The 16,820-nt window shown below is 61.4% G+C and carries 18 protein-coding genes and 1 pseudogene; 6 read left to right on the forward strand and 13 right to left on the reverse strand.

The genetic code is table 11. The features are described 5' to 3' along the window. Window positions 1-4: 4 nt before the first annotated feature. The 3 genes from J2857_RS05200 to J2857_RS05210 all read right to left on the reverse strand — a co-directional run bounded on the left by J2857_RS05200 (window position 5) and on the right by J2857_RS05210 (window position 2,087). Window positions 5-703 carry a response regulator gene (locus tag J2857_RS05200; RefSeq protein WP_210008943.1) on the reverse strand — a complete coding sequence of 233 codons (699 nt, stop codon included), beginning with the start codon at window positions 701-703 and terminating at the stop codon, window positions 5-7. Window positions 704-717: 14 nt separating this feature from the next. Next, window positions 718-1,194 carry a MarR family winged helix-turn-helix transcriptional regulator gene (locus J2857_RS05205; protein WP_210010039.1) on the reverse strand — a complete coding sequence of 159 codons (477 nt, stop codon included), beginning with the start codon at window positions 1,192-1,194 and terminating at the stop codon, window positions 718-720. A gap of 245 nt (window positions 1,195-1,439) precedes the next feature. Further along, the gene (locus tag J2857_RS05210) at window positions 1,440-2,087 is read right to left on the reverse strand and encodes a DUF1236 domain-containing protein (protein ID WP_210008944.1); all 648 of its coding nucleotides are present in this window, start codon (window positions 2,085-2,087) and stop codon (window positions 1,440-1,442) included. A 167-nt stretch (window positions 2,088-2,254) separates the two neighbouring features. On the opposite strand from J2857_RS05210, the gene J2857_RS05215 reads away from it, so the two are divergent. Continuing rightward, on the forward strand, window positions 2,255-2,476 hold the full coding sequence (locus J2857_RS05215; protein WP_210008945.1) for a hypothetical protein: 222 nt from the start codon (window positions 2,255-2,257) through the stop codon (window positions 2,474-2,476). 70 nt (window positions 2,477-2,546) lie between these two features. After that, window positions 2,547-3,194: an MBL fold metallo-hydrolase gene (locus J2857_RS05220; RefSeq protein WP_210008946.1), complete on the forward strand. Its 648-nt coding sequence runs from the start codon at window positions 2,547-2,549 to the stop codon at window positions 3,192-3,194. An 82-nt stretch (window positions 3,195-3,276) separates the two neighbouring features. Here J2857_RS05220 and J2857_RS05225 read toward each other — a convergent pair whose 3' ends face one another. After that, window positions 3,277-3,492, reverse strand: a complete 216-nt coding sequence (locus J2857_RS05225; protein ID WP_003494703.1) for a cold-shock protein — start codon at window positions 3,490-3,492, stop codon at window positions 3,277-3,279. A 531-nt stretch (window positions 3,493-4,023) separates the two neighbouring features. Then, the gene (locus tag J2857_RS05230; protein WP_210008947.1) at window positions 4,024-4,974 is read right to left on the reverse strand and encodes an EAL domain-containing protein; all 951 of its coding nucleotides are present in this window, start codon (window positions 4,972-4,974) and stop codon (window positions 4,024-4,026) included. A gap of 216 nt (window positions 4,975-5,190) precedes the next feature. Between J2857_RS05230 and J2857_RS05235 the strand changes: the two genes are divergently transcribed. Continuing rightward, window positions 5,191-6,393: a pyridoxal phosphate-dependent aminotransferase gene (locus J2857_RS05235; protein ID WP_037076262.1), complete on the forward strand. Its 1,203-nt coding sequence runs from the start codon at window positions 5,191-5,193 to the stop codon at window positions 6,391-6,393. 100 nt (window positions 6,394-6,493) lie between these two features. Then, window positions 6,494-6,758 (forward strand): annotated as a pseudogene (locus tag J2857_RS05240) (type II toxin-antitoxin system Phd/YefM family antitoxin). A gap of 138 nt (window positions 6,759-6,896) precedes the next feature. Here J2857_RS05240 and J2857_RS05245 read toward each other — a convergent pair. The 4 genes from J2857_RS05245 to J2857_RS05260 all read right to left on the reverse strand — a co-directional run bounded on the left by J2857_RS05245 (window position 6,897) and on the right by J2857_RS05260 (window position 11,275). Then, window positions 6,897-8,123: a PQQ-dependent sugar dehydrogenase gene (locus tag J2857_RS05245; protein WP_210008948.1), complete on the reverse strand. Its 1,227-nt coding sequence runs from the start codon at window positions 8,121-8,123 to the stop codon at window positions 6,897-6,899. Between the two features lie 231 nt (window positions 8,124-8,354). Further along, window positions 8,355-8,777 carry a DUF3597 domain-containing protein gene (locus J2857_RS05250; protein ID WP_210008949.1) on the reverse strand — a complete coding sequence of 141 codons (423 nt, stop codon included), beginning with the start codon at window positions 8,775-8,777 and terminating at the stop codon, window positions 8,355-8,357. Between the two features lie 106 nt (window positions 8,778-8,883). After that, the gene (locus J2857_RS05255) at window positions 8,884-10,002 is read right to left on the reverse strand and encodes a 5-methyltetrahydropteroyltriglutamate--homocysteine S-methyltransferase (RefSeq protein WP_210008950.1); all 1,119 of its coding nucleotides are present in this window, start codon (window positions 10,000-10,002) and stop codon (window positions 8,884-8,886) included. A 169-nt stretch (window positions 10,003-10,171) separates the two neighbouring features. Beyond that, entirely contained in the window at window positions 10,172-11,275 is a 1,104-nt protein-coding gene (locus J2857_RS05260) for a calcium:proton antiporter (protein WP_210008951.1), read from the reverse strand. A 230-nt stretch (window positions 11,276-11,505) separates the two neighbouring features. On the opposite strand from J2857_RS05260, the gene J2857_RS05265 reads away from it, so the two are divergent. Continuing rightward, a complete protein-coding gene (locus tag J2857_RS05265; RefSeq protein ID WP_210008952.1) occupies window positions 11,506-11,769 on the forward strand; it encodes a DUF2188 domain-containing protein in 264 nt (87 codons plus the stop codon). A 5-nt stretch (window positions 11,770-11,774) separates the two neighbouring features. Here the strand turns inward: J2857_RS05265 and J2857_RS05270 are convergent, their stop codons facing one another. After that, window positions 11,775-12,683 carry a LysR family transcriptional regulator gene (locus J2857_RS05270; RefSeq protein ID WP_210008953.1) on the reverse strand — a complete coding sequence of 303 codons (909 nt, stop codon included), beginning with the start codon at window positions 12,681-12,683 and terminating at the stop codon, window positions 11,775-11,777. A 90-nt stretch (window positions 12,684-12,773) separates the two neighbouring features. On the opposite strand from J2857_RS05270, the gene J2857_RS05275 reads away from it, so the two are divergent. After that, entirely contained in the window at window positions 12,774-13,784 is a 1,011-nt protein-coding gene (locus tag J2857_RS05275; protein WP_210008954.1) for an NAD-dependent epimerase/dehydratase family protein, read from the forward strand. Between the two features lie 54 nt (window positions 13,785-13,838). On the opposite strand, the gene J2857_RS05280 is transcribed toward J2857_RS05275, so the two are convergent. The 3 genes from J2857_RS05280 to J2857_RS05290 all read right to left on the reverse strand — a co-directional run bounded on the left by J2857_RS05280 (window position 13,839) and on the right by J2857_RS05290 (window position 16,811). Next, complete coding sequence (locus tag J2857_RS05280) at window positions 13,839-14,960, reverse strand: alkene reductase (protein ID WP_210008955.1); 1,122 nt, start codon at window positions 14,958-14,960, stop codon at window positions 13,839-13,841. A gap of 39 nt (window positions 14,961-14,999) precedes the next feature. Beyond that, window positions 15,000-15,296, reverse strand: coding sequence for an ArsR/SmtB family transcription factor (locus tag J2857_RS05285; protein WP_007757092.1), 297 nt, complete (start codon window positions 15,294-15,296; stop codon window positions 15,000-15,002). Between the two features lie 618 nt (window positions 15,297-15,914). Further along, window positions 15,915-16,811: a LysR family transcriptional regulator VtlR gene (locus J2857_RS05290; protein WP_348635672.1), complete on the reverse strand. Its 897-nt coding sequence runs from the start codon at window positions 16,809-16,811 to the stop codon at window positions 15,915-15,917. Window positions 16,812-16,820 lie beyond the last annotated feature (9 nt).

Below are 16,820 nucleotides of genomic sequence, written 5' to 3' on the forward strand. Positions count from 1 at the left end.
CCGGCTAATCGATACTCAGCCTGTATCCGATGCCGCGCACCGTCTGGAGATAGACGGGGTTGGCCGGATCCTCCTCGATCTTACGCCGCAAACGGTTGATCTGCACGTCGATCGTGCGCTCGCCGACCTCGGCATCGTCGCCGATCAGCTCGTGGCGGGGAATAGTGTCGCCGGCGCGCAGCGCGAAAAGCAGCATGATCTCCTGTTCGCGATCGGTCAGCCGGATAGTTTCGGCGGCCTTGCGCAACTCCTTGCGCGGGATCGAGAAGGTGAAGGGGCCGAACATGATCTGCTCGATCTTGGGCGTGTCGGGCGAGGTGCTGCGACGCAGGATATTGTTGATGCGCAGCACCAGTTCGCGCGGATCGAAAGGTTTCGACAGATAGTCGTCGGCGCCGGCTTCGAGACCGGCGATGCGGGATTCCGATTCGGCGCGGGCCGTCAGCAGGATCACCGGGACGGTCTTGTTCTGGTAGAGCGACTGAGTGAGCGAAATGCCGGATTCCCCCGGCATCATCACGTCGAGAATGATCAGATCGAAATGCAGTCCTTCGAGCTTGCGGCGGGCTTCGGCGGCATCGCCCGCGACGGTGATGCGAAAACCCTGTTCCATCAGGTAGCGGTTCAGAAGATCGCGGATGCGCGTGTCGTCATCGACCACGAGAAGATGAGGTGCATCATCGGAAGGGGGCGGTGTCGTCATCTCAAAGGTCCCACTTAATCCAGGTCGCTGTCGATAGGCTCGATGCTTTCGTCGCGGCCGCGCATGCGGCGCAGGAATTCCTTAACCGAGGCTCGCGTGTCCGGGGTCAGATCCTCCATGGCGCGAGCGATACGGCGCGATTGCGGCTCGGAAAGGGCGAGAGCCAGCTCACGGCCTGCAAGGGTCGGATAGAGCCTGCGCTGGCGGCGATCCTTGGCGCCGGCCATCTGGCGTATATAGCCGGATTCGATCAGCTGCTTGAGAACGCGCGCAAGGCTCTGCTTGGTGATCTGCAGCGTATCGAGCAGGTCGGTGACCATCATGCCCGGCTGGCGGCAGACGAAATAGACGACGCGGTGGTGGGCGCGGCCCATGCCGATCTTGGCGAGGATCGCATCCGGATCGGACACGAAATCGCGGTAGGCGAAGAAAAGCAGTTCGATGGTCTCGAAGTCAATCTGGGCTTCGTCGACTGCCGGCATTGCCGGCATGACCTTCTTGACGGCTTTTCCCGTCGATGCGCGCGACACTCGCGTTTCCTTTCCCTTTGTGGCTGCTTGCCCCAGGGTCCGAAGATCTTGGGGCCGAAGCTCTTATTGCCGATCTCGCACTGTAACCCGACGCACGCCATAAAGCGCGAACAGGCTGAACAATCAACAGCATTTGTTGGGGAAAGCGGGGGTGCTGCGGGCCATCGAGAAGGGCGCTGCAGAACAGCGCCCTTTTACGGTGGAGCTCAATCGTAGATGTGGACGATACGGCGGGTGCCGGGATCGACGAGAACCGGGCGGTCGTTGACGACGACGTAGTCGTAGTCGTAGTCCGGCACTTGCTGGATCACGACCCCGGGCGGCAGCGTCGCGCCGATCGCCACTTCGTTGCGGACGTAGACCGGCTGGACCGGGTGCTCTTCGATGTAGCTGATGACGGTTTCCGGCGGTTCGACGGCCTCGACCGCACCGACCGGGCCGAGCAGGATATCGCCCGGACCTGGGACGGCGGCTGGCGGAGAGACGCTTGCCGTCGTCTCGTAGGTAACGGACGGCACGTCATACTGGGTGCGGTATTCTTCCACCGCTACCGCCGAGCCGTTGTGGCGGATGGTGAGGTATTCCGCATAGACCCAGCCGCGCATGCCGTTGACGTCGATGCGGCACCATTTGCTACCCTGGAGGCAGCCGTCCATCATCGCCGGGCTACCGCGGGTCGCCATCCCGATCTCGGGATAATTCTGGCCGGGACCGGAGCGGACGATGATGTCCGAGGCGGTCGTGGTGGTCATCTGCGCCTGGGCGGGCAGGGCGAGCGCCGAAAGGACGGCGCCGAGGCCCAGCCATGTCAGGTCCCGCCACTTCAATTCCGGGCATTTCAACCAAGTCGTCATGGTTTTTCTCCTCATGTTGACTGGCGGGGTAACACCCGCGTCCCCCAGTGGTTCCGCCGAATACGGGTGGATTCTGCAAGCTGTGGCGGGGGTGCCACAGGCAGAATGGGGCGCGGAACCTTTGTGCCGCCAATCCATTGATCCCGCCAGAAGCACCGGAGAGACCCATGACGAACCCGACCGTGACCGCCCAGACCTTCAGCGCCCAGACCTTCAGCGCATTGCCGCCGATCAGGATGGAAACGTCCAACGCAGCCAATCCGCTCAGAAGCGTTCTGGTGACCGTTTTCGTGCTGAAGATCGCGATTGCGGCTTTCCTGATCGCCACCGTATCGCTCGCACCGCCGGTTTCCACCAACGCGCATTATACGACCCTTGCCTCGAACTGATCTTTTCGGCTGAAATGCTCTCCGTTTATCGGTATACCCCGGCAAGCATCATCGTTCAGGCCGAGGCATCATGGGCAAGTTACAGGCCGGTATCATTCCGGTTACGCCATTCCAGCAGAACTGCACGATCCTTTTCGACGAGGAGACCAAGCAGGGCGTCATCGTCGATCCGGGCGGCGACGTGCCGACGATCCTCCAGGTCATTAAGGAAAACGGCATCACGGTCACGGAAATCTGGCTGACGCACGGGCACATCGACCATGCCGGCGGCGCCGACGAATTGCGCGAGGCTCTTGGCACCCCGGTGGTGGGGCCGCATGAAGCGGATTTGCCACTGCTGCAGCGGCTGGAAACGCAGGCGGAAAAATTCGGAGTCAAGATGGAGGTGCGCAACGTCTTGCCGGACCGCTGGCTCAACGAAGGAGACACGGTGTCGTTCGGCGAGCATATCTTCGAGATTTTCCATTGCCCCGGCCATGCGCCGGGCCACGTGATCTACTACAACCGCGCCCAGGGCTTCGCGCATCTCGGCGACGTGCTGTTCAACGGTTCGATTGGGCGCACGGACCTGCCGGGTGGCGATCACGATACGCTGCTCGCTTCGATCCGCGACAAGGTTCTGCCGCTCGGGGACGAGGTCGGGTTCATCTGCGGCCACGGGCCGGGCAGCCGGGTCGGCGACGAACGGCGCACCAATCCGTTCCTCCGCGGCCTCTGAGGTTGAAACCGCGACAGCGTATGATCAAAAAAACCCGGCATGTCTGCCGGGCTTCAACTCGAAACAGTAAGCCTCGAAAGGCTTAACCGGCGATCTGCAGATTGACGGCCTTGGGGCCTTTGCCGCGACGATCCGGTTCCGTGTCGAAGCTTACTTTCTGGTTTTCCGACAATCCGGACAGGCCGGAAGCCTGTACGGCAGAGATGTGTACAAAGATATCGGCGCCACCATTGTCAGGCTTGATAAAGCCGAAGCCTTTGTCGGTATTGAAGAATTTTACAGTGCCAGTCTCGGCCATGCAGCAGGTCCTTTTCTCTCTGTCCGTGTTCAGCGGCGGACAGCATCACAGTGTAGCCCCGAAGGGCGGCGGCAGGCAGCTTTAAGAAAGGGTCCCTGTCTTTACCGCGATGGCCGGAAGGAATAGCTTTGAAATCTCCGCCCCCGGCCTATCGCCCGAAGTCTTAGCGCCTTCGGAGCGCGTCATTATAGGTCTTCCCATGCTCGTAAATTGCCCGAACTTGCACAGAGTGCTGTGTTTATCGAAAATTGGCAAGAAAAAGTTTTTTGAATTGTCGCTACAATGCGAAATTGCAAAGCGCCAGAACCCCTGAAAATACGGGCTTTGCGCCTTTCCCCGACGCCCTGGGAATGTGAATCATCGCTGGCAATGCTTTCTTAACGCTGTTCTGTGCCATTTTGGGGCGTATGGCGCGAAAAGAAAAATTTACGTCGCTCATGTGTTTGGGGCAATGCGGGACAACTTTCACGCCGACCCCTCGCCAATGACGACGGCGGGCGTCCGGAGCGTACAGGCTGCGGTTCTCCGGTGTTACTCGCTGATGGGTTGCCGGCGGCCGAAGGCGCGGGCCGGCCTGGCGAAAACCGGCCGGGCCGGGGCCGAAGGAGAGGCGACCGCTGCGGCCCGGCTGACGCCGAGCGTGGGTTCGTCGCCGGCTGCCTGGAGCGGCGCGAGTTCGCCAAGGCTTTCCGGAAAGCTCTCGTTGAATGTCGTCGGTGCGAGTTCGGGCCGGGCCAGCGCATAACCCTGCATCAGCGGCACGCCGAGTTCCTCGCAGAGGTCCACCTGCCACAGTTCTTCGAGCCCCTCGAAGATCGGTTCGATACCGTCGTCGAGCATCTGCCGGACGATGACGCGCAGCAGGGCGTAACCGGCGGAATTGTCGAGGAAGTCGCGCACCCAGGCGGCTTCGAACTTCACATAGTCCGGCCTGATGCGCTTCAGCCGGTCGAGATCTGAATCGCGGGCGCCATAATCGTCGATCGCGATGCGGAAGCCGATCGCCTGCATGTGTTCGGTAAAGGCGACGACGGTGTCGTCGGCAGCACCGGATCGCTCCGAGATTTCGCAGACGATGCGTTCCGGTGCGAGGCCGGCCTCGTGGCTGGCGACCTTGATGCGATCCACTTCCTGACGCATTTCCTGCGGCGTGCGGAAGAGGCCGGGATGGAACTTGACGAAAATCCCGGCACGCGCCCGGTTCAGCCGGCCGGTATTGAGGATGTGGATGGTGCGCAGGATGCTGTCGACATCGGCCATGTCGACCGGCGAGACAAGCGGAAAGAATTCGCCCGGCGAGACCGGTTCGTTGTCGCGGGAGGCACGCAACAGGCCCTCGAAAGCTTCGATCGCAAGGCCGGTTTCCGGGCCTGATCGAAAGATCGGTTGCAGCGCGGATTGCAGCAGGAAAGGACCGTAGATGGTGGAGAACGACCCATTGTCGCTGCGAACCAGATTGGCGAAGATGCTTCTCGGCGTCATGCCCGTGCCCGTCGATTTCCGTTATCCATCCCTCCTGGTTGTAGCAGCCAAGGGTTACGCGGTTGTAAAGAAGGTTTCGAAGGTTTTAATCAGCTTCTTTCATGGCTCACATTCAAGCTTTGTGCTTGAAACGGCGTCATAGTTTAGACATAGAGCGTACGGGCGGTTTTCGGCGCGCGATGCCGCCTTGTTCAACAGCTCTTCAGGACGAAGATTATGGCCTTTCTTGCCGACGCACTTTCCCGCGTAAAGCCCTCTGCCACCATCGCCGTTTCCCAGAAAGCCCGCGACCTGAAAGCAAAGGGCCGGGACGTCATCGGGCTCGGCGCAGGCGAGCCGGATTTCGATACGCCGGAAAACATCAAGAAAGCCGCCATCGACGCGATCAATCGCGGCGAGACCAAATACCCGCCGGTTTCCGGCATTCCCCAGCTTCGCGAGGCGATCGCCCGGAAGTTCAAGCGCGAGAACAATCTCGACTACACGCCGGCCCAGACGATCGTCGGCACCGGCGGAAAGCAGATTCTTTTCAACGCCTTCATGGCGACCCTCAATCCCGGCGATGAAGTGATCATCACCGCGCCCTACTGGGTTTCCTATCCGGAGATGGTCGCCATCTGCGGCGGCACTTCGGTGATCATCAAGGCGAGCCAGGAAAACAACTTCAAGGTAACCGCCGCCGATCTCGAAAAGGCGATCACGCCGAAGACCAAGTGGTTCCTGTTCAACTCGCCGTCCAACCCGTCGGGCGCCGCCTATACCCACGACGAGCTGAAGGCGCTGACCGACGTGCTCGTCAAGCACGAGCATGTCTGGGTGCTGACCGACGACATGTACGAGCACCTGACCTATGGCGACTTCAAGTTCGTCTCGCCGGCCGAAGTGGAGCCAAAACTCTACAACCGCACGCTGACGATGAACGGCGTTTCCAAGGCCTATGCGATGACCGGCTGGCGTATCGGTTATGCGGCCGGCCCGCTCGAACTGATCAAGGCGATGGACATGATCCAGGGCCAGCAGACGTCCGGCGCCTGCACGATCGCCCAGTGGGCTTCGGTCGAGGCGCTCAACGGCCCGCAGGACTTCATTCCCGCCAACAAGAAGATCTTCGAAGCCCGCCGCGACCTGGTGGTCTCGATGCTCAACCAGGCGAAGGGCATCGTCTGCCCGTCTCCGGAAGGCGCCTTCTACGTCTACCCCTCCTGCGCCGGCCTGATCGGCAAGACCGCGCCCTCGGGCAAGGTCATGGAGACCGACGAGGATTTCGTCACCGAGCTTCTGGAAACGGAAGGCGTCGCCGTCGTGCACGGTTCGGCTTTCGGCCTCGGCCCGAACTTCCGCATCTCCTATGCGGCTTCTGAAGAACAGCTTGAAGAGGCCTGCAAGCGGATCCAGCGTTTCTGCGCCAACTGCAAGTAAGCTCCGGCAGATTTTCTGCACGAAGCCCGCCGGTGACGGCGGGCTTTTTGTTTCGAGCGCTCGCGTTGATGATGACAGCAACCGGACGTACATTTCGGGCATGAAAACCGTATCAATCCGCGAGGCCCAGGACCGTCTCGACGAACTTGCCCAGGATGTGGAGCAGGGAGAGACCGTGACGGGACGGGAAGCCGGTGTTTGATTTGGTGCCGCATACAGAGCTGCCGAAGAAGAAAGGCGGGATTGATTTGGATGCAATCCAGGCTCATCTTCGTGCTCGGGGTATTACCAATCCCGTTCCATATATTGCGGATGATTTCGACGATCCGCTGCCGGAAGATTTCCTGTTGAGGCCGTTGCCTTGAGCAAGTCGTGTCTTCTCGACACGCATATCATTCTGGCTATTGGTGACGATCGACCGGGCGCTTGTCGGACATCACCTCGCATTCAAATTCTAGGCGAGGCGGCGGCGGAAAGCGCCGCCCGCCCGGATTATTGCCCCATCAGCTCTTGGTCAGCTTCACGATCGTCGATTCCCCTCCGCCGCGCTGCTCGGTGACGGCATAGACGGCGCCGTCGGGGCCGACCTTGACGTCGCGGATGCGGGCCCCGAGCGGCACGCGTTCCTCATAGGCGACCTTGTCGCCATCCATGTGGAGGACCACGACGCCCTGGGCGACGAGGCCGCCGATCAGGAACGAATTCTTCCATTCGGGGATGGCATCGCCGTCGTAATAGGCCATGCCGGAGGGGGCGATGACCGGGTCCCAGAAATAGACCGGCTGTTCGGTCTCCTTCATGGCGGTGATGCCCTTGCCGATCGGACGGCCGCTGTAATCGATGCCGTAGGTGACTTCCGGCCATCCGTAGTTCTTGCCGGCTTCCGGGCGGTTCAGCTCGTCGCCGCCGCGCGGTCCGTGCTCGACGGTCCAGAGACGGCCTTGTCCGTCGAGGGTGGCGGACTGCAGGTTGCGGTGGCCGAGCGACCAGATTTCCGGTCTTGCGCCCTGGCGGTTGACGAACGGATTGTCGGGCAGAGCCTTGCCGTTCATGTTGATGCGGAAGATCTTGCCGAGGCCGCTTGCGATATCCTGGGCCTGGACGCGCGGCTGCGGGTCGGAACGCTCGCCGACGGTGACATAGAGCTCACTGTTGGGGCCGAAGACGAGGCGCGAGCCGAAATGTTTGTTGCCGTCATAACTCGGCATCTGGCGGAAGATGACTTTGAGGTTTTCCAGTCTGCCGCCGCCGCGGTCGTCGGGGACGAGTTTGGCTGATGCGACCGATGTACCGTTGCCGTCGTCACGCTGTTCGGAGAAGGAAAAGAAGATCATGCTGGAGGTGGCGAAGTTGGGGGCGAGCGCCACGTCGAGCAAACCGCCCTGGCCTCCGGAGAGCACTTTCGGCACGCCCTCGATTTTCGGGCCGGCTTGCCCTTCCTCCGAAATGATATGCATGGCGCCCTGCTTGGCGGTCACCAGCATGCGGCCATCGGGCAGGAATTCCAGGGCCCAGAGGTGCGGCAGCCCGTCGGCGACCACTTCATGGGTGATCCTCGGCATCCGGGCGGGCTGCGGGGCACGGGTCTGGTTGGCGAAGGCAGGTTTCTGGTCGAGGGCGTTCGGGGCCTTGGTTTCCGCGGGCTGTCCGGCGTTCTGAGCAAGGACGGAGCCGGCAGCCAGCGCAATGGAGAGGGCGGAACCGGTCAGGAGAAGACTGAGGCGTTTCATCGTGGGCTTCCTTTAGATGCGGCGGATTGACCGCCGAGGCCTGAAACGACCCTCCCGCACGCGGCGAAAGAGCATCGATAAGAGCTTTCATCTAGGGCGTTCATCGGCACAGGACCCGACACATCTCATTCAAGATTAGTTTATTGCCGCGTCAGAACTAAAAAGCCCGCCAAAAGGGGCGGGCTTCCGTCATCGGAATGTGCCGCTGATCAGCCCGCACGATGCCGCTGATCAGTCGGCGAGATCGGCCGGAACCTTGCCGCCGTTTTCGGCGAGCTTCTTCATCAGCGCCTTGTGGAGCCAGACGTTCATGGTCGCGGAGTCGTTGGTGTCGCCGGTATAGTGCAGTTCGGCGGCCAGCTCCTTGCGGGCGGTCAGGCTGGAATCGAGGTCGAGCGCCTTCATCAGGTCGACGATCGACTTGCGCCAGTCGAGCTTCTGGCCACTCTTCTTGACGGCGGCGTCGAGTATCGGGGTGATGTCGACGGGCGTGGCGGAGGAGGGGGCCGACGGCGTTGCCGAGGGGATGGGCGTCGGATTGGACGCCGGAGCGGCGGACGCCGAAACCGGAGCGGCCGGTTTCAGAGGTTCGGCGGCCGGCGCCGCTTCATCAGCGCCCCAAATCGCATTCTTAATCTTGTCGAAGATACCCATTGTCGCAGTCTCCCTCGGGTTAAATCCGAATAGGAACCTAAGCTAGGACAATGATTTCTCAAGTGGCGGCCGCGGGTTATTCGACCCGCGGCCGACGAATATCAGATCAGGCCGTGCCCCAGATGGCTTCGGCGGTCTTAACGACGAGTTCCAGCTTGCGCTTCTGGTCGTCTTCGGTGATCGAGTTGCCTTCTTCCGTCGAGGCAAAGCCGCATTGCGGCGCGATGCCGAGCTGGTCGATGTCAACGAACTTGGAGGCTTCGTCGAAGTGGCGACGGAGGCTGTCGAGCGTTTCGAGCTCACCGGTCTTGGTGGTGATGAAGCCCGGATAGACGCGCTGCTTGGAACCCTTCTGGAGCAGGGAGAGCGGCTGCAGGCCGCCGGAACGCTCGGTGTCGTATTCCATGAAGAACATGTCGACGCCGGTCTTGTTGAAGATCGCGTCGGCCGCCGCATCGTAGCCGCCTTCGGCAGCCCAGGTGGAGCGGAAGTTGCCGCGGCACATGTGCATGCCGATCAGCATGTCCTTCGGGCGGTCCTTGATCGCTTCGTGCATGGTCTCGGCATACTTCTGGATCAGCCAGTCCGGATCGTAGCCTTCCTCGCGCTTCATGGCGCGCTGCTTCTCGTCGCCGAGATAGGCGAAATAGATGTCGTCCATCTGCAGGTAGCGGCAGCCGGCTTCGTAGAACTTCTGCACGGCCTTGGCATAGGTGCGGGCGAGAGCGGCGAACAGCGCTTCGGGATCCTGGTATTCCGGATAGGTCACGTCGGCGCGGGCGGTGCGGTAATGGGCGACGCTCGGGCCGGGAATGGAAATCTTCGGCGTCACCTTGGTGTTGGCGGCGAGGAACTTGAAGTGTTCCAGATGCGGGTGATCGTCCGGGAAGTCGAGCTCGCCGTTGATGGTCGGGAAGGTCGGCGGCAGTTTGACGCCGTGGAAGGTGACGCCCTTGTGGGCTTCGCGGGTGACGAATTCCAGGCCATCGAGCAGGCCCATGAAATCGTAGTGCCAGAAGTGGCGACGGGCTTCGCCGTCGGTCACGACCTTCAGGCCGACGCTTTCCTGCAGCTTGATGAGGTCCTTGATGCCTTCGTCTTCGACTGCCTTCAGTTCCTCGGCGGAAATGCTCTTGTCTTCATAGAACTTCTTGCGGGCGTCCTTGATGGAGGCCGGACGCAGCAGCGAACCGACGTGGTCGGCTCTGTAGGGAGGTGTAGACATTTGAAATCTCCTTCATGCGCAACACGGTGGTCGCGCCCATTGCTGGACGACCGGCTGGCAAGCCGGCCTTCGCTGCGGCGGACACGACCATATTTCAGACATTGATTCAACCTCTTCCCGATCCGATTCCGTTCTCCCGCGCAAGCCTTTGATGCGGAATCTTTTTTGCCTAGAGGCCCAGCGCCGTCAGCATCACGAAGGTGGCGAAAAGGACGAAATGGGTCATGCCTTCGATGGCGTTGGTCTGGCCGTCGTTGAGGTTGATGGCGGCGACCACGAGGGTGATGGCGACCATCACCGTCTGCACCGGCGTCATCGCCATGACGAAGGGCTGGCCGCTGTAGAGCGCGATGCTTTCCATCACAGGCACCGTGAGGATAACGGTCGAGAGCGAAGCGCCCATGGCGATGTTGACGACGGACTGCATGCGGTTTTTCAGCGCCGCGCGCAGTGCGGTCAGGATTTCCGGTGCCGCGGAAATCGCCGCGACCACGACCGCCATCAAGGTCAGCGGTGCGCCGCTGCCCTCCAGGCCGGCATTCATCAAGGTGGACATGAATTCGGCGAGGAAGCCGATGATCAGGACGCCGACAAGAATGACGCCGATGGAGATCGCCGCGGATTCGTGCTCAGCCTCGTGTCGCGGTGTCTGGCCGCCGGTTGCCGTCTCGGCGCGCGGATAGGTGTAGCTGAAGAAATAACTGTGCGGGCCGACCTGCATCTTCAGGAAGACCGCATAGAGCGCGATCATCGCGCAGATCGTGAAGGCGGAATAATAGTGCCAGCGGTCGCCGGGGATGAATTCCGGGACGATCATGGAAATGCCCATGGCCGTCAGGATCATCACGCTGTAGGTGCGGCTGGAATCGTCGTTATAGGGCTGCTCGCCGTGGCGCAGGCCACCAAGCAGGGCAGCAAGGCCGAGAATGCCGTTGATGTCCAGCATGACCGCCGCGTAGATCGTGTCGCGCACAAGGGTGGGAGAGCTGGCATTGCCCATCATGATGGCGAGGATCAGCACCTCGACCGCCACCGCCGACAGCGTCAGGATCATCGTGCCGTAGGGGTCGCCGACCTTGCGTGCGAGCACTTCGGCATGGTGGGCGACACGGGTCGAGGCGAGGATGATGATGCCGATCAGGACGACGGCAGCGATCAACGAAGCCGTCTGGCCGGCCTCGAGCACGGAATGTTCGATGGAGTAAGCGACCAGGCCTGCGGCCAGCGCGACGATGAGAAATCTTTCCTGCTTCAGCAGGGACAACAAACCCACATTCCACTCCTGACCTTGCCCGATGACAATCTAACGCGGCAATCTGCGGCATCAAGCAAGGTTCCGTTTTCGCCTCGAGGATTTGCGGTCGGCGGCCTTTGATGCCATAATTTATGACGTGATTTGCGATGTGGCCTGGAACTTCGTGGCACCTTTTCAATTTTTTACCGGTGCCGCGACAGGACAAGGATCCGAATGGATCGAGGCAGCCGTGAAAGACAGGAGGGAGTATGACTAAGGTTACTTATAAAGTCGTGCCGCATGACGGCGGCTGGGCCTATCGCCAGGGCGAGGTCTATTCGGAAACCTTTCCCAGCCATTCCGACGCTTTGCAGGCGGCGCGCATCGTTGCGGCCGAGCAGCAGGTCGGCGGGGACCCGGAAGAGATCAGCTGGCAGGACGAAAAGGGCATCTGGCATACCGAGTACAGCGAGGGTGGAGACCGGCCCGAGGCCGAGGTCATGGATGGCGAGGAGGGGTCGACCACCCACTGAAAGCGTCAACGGCGGACATAGTCCAGCAGGCCTTTGACGAGTGCGTCGAAAGTGACGCGCCAGCGGGGAGACGATTTCAGGTTTTCGTGCATGGCAACCCAGGTATCGAGCGGCAGCTCGAAGACGCCAGGAAGCACCCGGACCAGATCCGGGTCGCGCCGGGCGAGGCCGACCTGGCAGATGCCGATGCCGACGCCGCCGCGGATCGCCGCCAGTTGCGCGAGATTGTTGTCGGCCCGGTAGCTCCAGCGGATATTTTCGATATCGGGAAAGGCCGGAGACGCCATGCGGATACGCTCCGCAGCGGCACGAACAAAGGCGGTGCGGCGGTCGAAGCCGATCAGCCGGTGGGTTGCCAGGTCACCAGGTTTCTGCGGATAGCCATGTCGATCCAGATAGCGGCGATGGGCGAACAGCCCGAGCGGGATCTCGCCGATATGGCGGGTGACGAGCGCATCCTGGGCCGGGCTTGTCATGCGCACGGCGATATCCGACTCGCGCCTTAAAAGATCTTCCAGCGAATCCGACAATGACAATTCCAGCTCCAGCCCGGGATATTCGTCCTGGAGTGCAGCCAGGATCGGCGGCAGGACTTCGATACCAATCACCTCGCTGGCGCTGATCCTCACCGTTCCCTTGACCGCGCCGATCTCTCCCGAGGCCAGCCGCTGCATGGCGGCGGTCGTGATGGCGAGGTTTTCCGCATAGGGTTGCATCGCCAGCGCCGGTTCGGTCGGCAGCAGGCCTTGCTGCGAGCGCGTGAAGAGCTGGTAGCCCACGGCCTCCTCAAGCGCGTCGATATGGCGGCCAACGGTCGGCTGGGTCAGGCCGAGTTCGCGCGCGGCGGCAGACAGTGAGCCGAGCCGCAGGACGGCGAGGAAGGTTCGGTAGAAATCCCAGCTGATGTCATTCATTTTTGTATGGATGCCAAATAAATTCTGTCAATTCCGTATATTGGCGAAAAGCGCGATAGTCCAGCCATCGAAAACAGAAGGACTATCGCCATGTCGGAACAATCTACGTCAAAGCCCATTGCACTCGTTCTCGGCGCCACCGGCGGGATCGGCGGCCATGTGGCGCGCGGCCTTGTCGCCCGCGGCTGGACCGTCCGGGCGCTCAATCGCAAGGCCGGGGAAACGGCCAAGCGCGAGTCGCGCTTCCACTGGCTCCAGGGCGACGCGATGAATGCCGCCGATGTCCGCCGCGCCGCCCAAGATGCGAAGCTGATCGTCCATGCGGTCAACCCGCCGGGCTACAAGGACTGGGAAAAGCTGGTCCTGCCGATGCTGGACAATACGATCGCTGCGGCCCGCGCCGTCGGCGCCCGTGTCCTGTTGCCCGGCACGGTCTACAATTACGGGCCGGATGTCTTTCCCGAGATTACCGAGGAAAGCCCGCAGAACCCGGTGACGCGCAAGGGCGCGATCCGTGTGGAGCTGGAACGGCGGCTCGAGGTTGCGTCGAGCGAGGGTGTGCCGGTGCTGATCGTGCGGGCCGGCGACTATTTCGGTCCGGGATCGGCAAATAGCTGGTTCGCGCAGGGACTGGTGAAGCCTGGCAAGCCGGTGACATCGGTCAGCCGGCCGAATGCCCGGGGTGTCGGGCATCAATGGGCCTATCTGCCGGATGTCGCCGAAACCATGCTGCGGCTGATCGACCGCCACGCGGAGCTGCCGCGTTTCGCACGTTTCCAGATGCGCGGCTTCTGGGACCGGGATGGCGGCGAGATGATCGCCGTGATCGGCCGGGTTGTGGGGCGTGAGGTCAAGGTCAGGGCGTTCCCGTGGTGGCTGCTGAAGCTCGGTTCGCCCTTCGTGCCGATCTTCCGCGAGCTCGGCGAGATGCGTTATCTCTGGAACGTGCCGGTCAGGATGGGCAATAACAAGCTGCTCGCCTTCCTCGGCGAGGAGCCTTCGACGCCGATCGATGACGCAGTTCGGACGACGCTTGTCGACCTCGGCTGCGTGGAACCGAAACCAACCGGGGCCGCAAAGCCGGCGGCGCTTCTGGCCTGAGCAATATTCTTAAAAGGAAGGGGCCGCTTTTGGGCGGCCCCTTCCGAAGCTCAATCAGGCAACTGCTTCGAGCACCGGGTAGTCGGTATAGCCCTTGGCGCCACCGCCGTAGAAGGTGGACTTGTCGGCTTCGTTGAGCGGCGCGTTGTCCCGGAAGCGCTGCACGAGGTCCGGGTTGGCGAGGAAGAGCTTGCCGAAGGCGACCGCATCGGCATAACCGCTTTCGACGGCTTCGATGGCGCTTTCGCGGTCATACCCGTTGTTGACCAGCCAGCCGCCTGTGCCGCCGGCCTTGCGATAGACGCTCTTCAGTTCCTGGTAGTCGAAGGGCTTGTCGCCCTGGAAGAAGGCACGGTCGCCGCCGGTCGCACCTTCGACGACGTGGATGAAGGAGAGGCCGCGGGGACCGAGCTGTTCGACGACATAGTTGAAGACAGCCTGCGGGTTTGGATCGCTGACGCCATTGGCGGGGGTGACCGGCGACAGGCGGATGCCGACGCGGCCGGCGCCGATTTCCTTCGTCACCGCATCGACGACTTCGAGCACGAAGCGGGCGCGGTTCTCGATCGAGCCGCCATATTCGTCGGTGCGCTGGTTGGCGCCCAACTTCAGGAACTGGTCGATCAGATAGCCATTGGCGCCGTGCAGCTCGACACCGTCGAAGCCAGCGTCGATCGCGGCGCGGGCGCCCTTGGCGAAATCATTGACGATGCCGGCGATTTCGGAGGTTTCCAATGCGCGCGGGTGGGAGGTGTCGGCAAAGGCGCCGCTGCCATCGGGATTGAGGATATAGGTCTTGCCGCCGGCAGGAATGGCCGAGGGAGCAACCGGAGCTGCGCCATTCGGCTGCAGCGAGACATGCGAGACGCGGCCGACATGCCAGATCTGGGTGACGATCTTGCCGCCCTTGCGATGCACGGCCTCGGTCACCTTCTTCCAGCCCTCGATCGCCTGCGGCAGATAGAGGCCCGGCACATCTGCATAACCCTGGCCCTGCTGGGTGACCGGCGTGCCTTCGGTGATGATGAGGCCGGCGGTGGCGCGTTGTTCGTAATAGGTGACGTTGAGGTTGTTGGGGATCGCTTTCGGCGAGCGGTTGCGCGTCAGCGGAGCCATGACGATGCGGTTCGAAAGTTCGATATCGCCGAATTTGGTCGGATCAAAAATGCTGGCCATCGGAAATTCCTTATGTGGTTGGGAGGAGACGGGCCGGATCTAGAGGGTCGATCGGAGCTCGTCGAGGAAGGCCGCGATGTTCTTCTCGTCGCGGTGGTAAAATGCCCATTGGCCGACGCGGTCGATTTTGACCAGGCCGGCCTTTTCGAGCGTCGAAAGATGCGCCGAGACCGTGGATTGGGAGAGGCCGCAGCGTTTTTCGAACTGGCTGGCGCAGATGCCCATTTCGAGCGGGTGCGCCTGATCGGAGAAATGGCGTTCCGGCTCCTTCATCCACTCCAGGAATTCGACCCGGGCCGGATGCGCCAGCGCTTTCAGAATTTCCGTCTTGTCCATGATCGGGATCCAATATCGGAGTTTCCCGATATATAGATCGCCCAAAGGCGATTTAAAGGGCGCAATTTGCGGAGAAACGGGAGATTGTAAAAAAAATGGGCCGCCGGATCGCTCCGAGGCCCAATAATTGTGAAGGTTAAAACCTCCAGAGGGGAACAGCCGGCACAGACGACAGGGACGTCGCCGAAGCGCGCCAGCTCAACCTAATATGGGGAGGTGGGTTTCGCTCGACAAGGGCATGGATGGGATATTGAACAGAAGTTTTGACGCGGAGCGTCCCCGTGAAAATCAGCGAATGAGTCCGGACGGGTTGCGGGCAAAAAAAGAGGGCCACTGGATCGCTCCAGGGCCCTATAAGTGTGAAGGTCAAAAAAACCTCCAGAGGGGAACAGCTGCTGCGGCGGAACTGGGAGGAAAAGCCGCCATGTGCATCAGCTGTGTGCGATATGGTGGTTTTTTGTGCAGTGAACAATACTCTTTTGTGCAGGACAGCCATGCGTGAGCTGCAATGCTTTGAATTAATGCGCTCAGTGGTTACATATCAGGCGGCCGCAGAAGCCGCGAATCCCCAGAGTTATATGGTCTTTCGGGGGTACATTCAGTTCGGACCGGTGCCGGTCAGAAGCTCCAGTTCCGGGCCTTGCCGACCACGAAATCGCGAAAGACTTTCAGCTTCGCGGCGTTCTTCATTTCATCCGGGTAGCAGAAATAGGTATCGAAGGACGGGATGTCGGCATTGATCGCCAGCTGAATGAGGCCCGGATCGCGGCCGACGATGTAATCCGGCAGGCAGGCAATGCCTATCCCCAAAAGGCAGGCGCGCTTGATCGAGGTCTGGCTGTTGATCTGCAGATGCGGCGTGCGGGTATTGTCCGACGACCGGCCGGCATATTCCAGCCAGTTGACGTCGAGCAGGTAGTTCGGCGCCGGTTCCCCGAAGGTGATGATGCGGTGATTGTCGAGATCCTCGACCGACTGCGGCTCGCCATAGCGGTTGATATAGGAGGGGGCCGCATAGACGTGCATGTGCACGGTGAAGAGCTTGCGCTGGATGAGGTCGGACTGTACCGGCTGGCGCAGGCGGATGGCGCAATCCGCATGGCGCATGTTGACGTCCACCTCCTCGTTGTCGAGGATCAACTGGATCGACATTTCCGGATAGAGCTGCAGGAATTCCTGTACCTTGTCGGTGAGCCAGCCCTGGCCGAGGCCGACGGTCGTCGTCACCCGCAGCTTGCCGGACGGTTTTTCCGTCGTTTCGGTGAGCTGCATTTTCACCGTCTCGAGCTTCAGCAGCACGTCATGGGCGGTGCGGTAGAGCAGTTCGCCCTGTTCAGTGAGGATCAGGCCGCGCGCGTGGCGATGAAAGAGCTTTACCCCGACATCCTGTTCGAGCGCGCTGACCTGGCGGCTGATCGCCGACTGGGAAAGATGCAGCTTGTCGGCCGCATGGGTGAAGGACCCTGCCTCCGCCGCCGCGTGGAAAATGCGCAGTTTATCCCAGTCGAGCGGCACACCCATCGT

The organism is Neorhizobium galegae (genome assembly GCF_017877055.1).
Classification (GTDB): domain Bacteria; phylum Pseudomonadota; class Alphaproteobacteria; order Rhizobiales; family Rhizobiaceae; genus Neorhizobium; species Neorhizobium galegae_D.

Coding starts and splice junctions, on each gene's coding strand:
- J2857_RS05205 (WP_210010039.1), bottom strand. CDS start 1,194: ATGCCGGCAATGCCGGCAGTCGACGAAGCCCAGATTGACTTCGAGACC.
- J2857_RS05230 (WP_210008947.1), bottom strand. CDS start 4,974: ATGACGCCGAGAAGCATCTTCGCCAATCTGGTTCGCAGCGACAATGGG.
- J2857_RS05280 (WP_210008955.1), bottom strand. CDS start 14,960: ATGGCCAGCATTTTTGATCCGACCAAATTCGGCGATATCGAACTTTCG.
- J2857_RS05225 (WP_003494703.1), bottom strand. CDS start 3,492: ATGGCCGAGACTGGCACTGTAAAATTCTTCAATACCGACAAAGGCTTC.
- J2857_RS05285 (WP_007757092.1), bottom strand. CDS start 15,296: ATGGACAAGACGGAAATTCTGAAAGCGCTGGCGCATCCGGCCCGGGTC.
- J2857_RS05220 (WP_210008946.1), top strand. CDS start 2,547: ATGGGCAAGTTACAGGCCGGTATCATTCCGGTTACGCCATTCCAGCAG.
- J2857_RS05270 (WP_210008953.1), bottom strand. CDS start 12,683: ATGAATGACATCAGCTGGGATTTCTACCGAACCTTCCTCGCCGTCCTG.
- J2857_RS05210 (WP_210008944.1), bottom strand. CDS start 2,087: ATGACGACTTGGTTGAAATGCCCGGAATTGAAGTGGCGGGACCTGACA.
- J2857_RS05275 (WP_210008954.1), top strand. CDS start 12,774: ATGTCGGAACAATCTACGTCAAAGCCCATTGCACTCGTTCTCGGCGCC.
- J2857_RS05265 (WP_210008952.1), top strand. CDS start 11,506: ATGACTAAGGTTACTTATAAAGTCGTGCCGCATGACGGCGGCTGGGCC.
- J2857_RS05200 (WP_210008943.1), bottom strand. CDS start 703: ATGACGACACCGCCCCCTTCCGATGATGCACCTCATCTTCTCGTGGTC.
- J2857_RS05255 (WP_210008950.1), bottom strand. CDS start 10,002: ATGTCTACACCTCCCTACAGAGCCGACCACGTCGGTTCGCTGCTGCGT.
- J2857_RS05245 (WP_210008948.1), bottom strand. CDS start 8,123: ATGAAACGCCTCAGTCTTCTCCTGACCGGTTCCGCCCTCTCCATTGCG.
- J2857_RS05235 (WP_037076262.1), top strand. CDS start 5,191: ATGGCCTTTCTTGCCGACGCACTTTCCCGCGTAAAGCCCTCTGCCACC.
- J2857_RS05250 (WP_210008949.1), bottom strand. CDS start 8,777: ATGGGTATCTTCGACAAGATTAAGAATGCGATTTGGGGCGCTGATGAA.
- J2857_RS05215 (WP_210008945.1), top strand. CDS start 2,255: ATGACGAACCCGACCGTGACCGCCCAGACCTTCAGCGCCCAGACCTTC.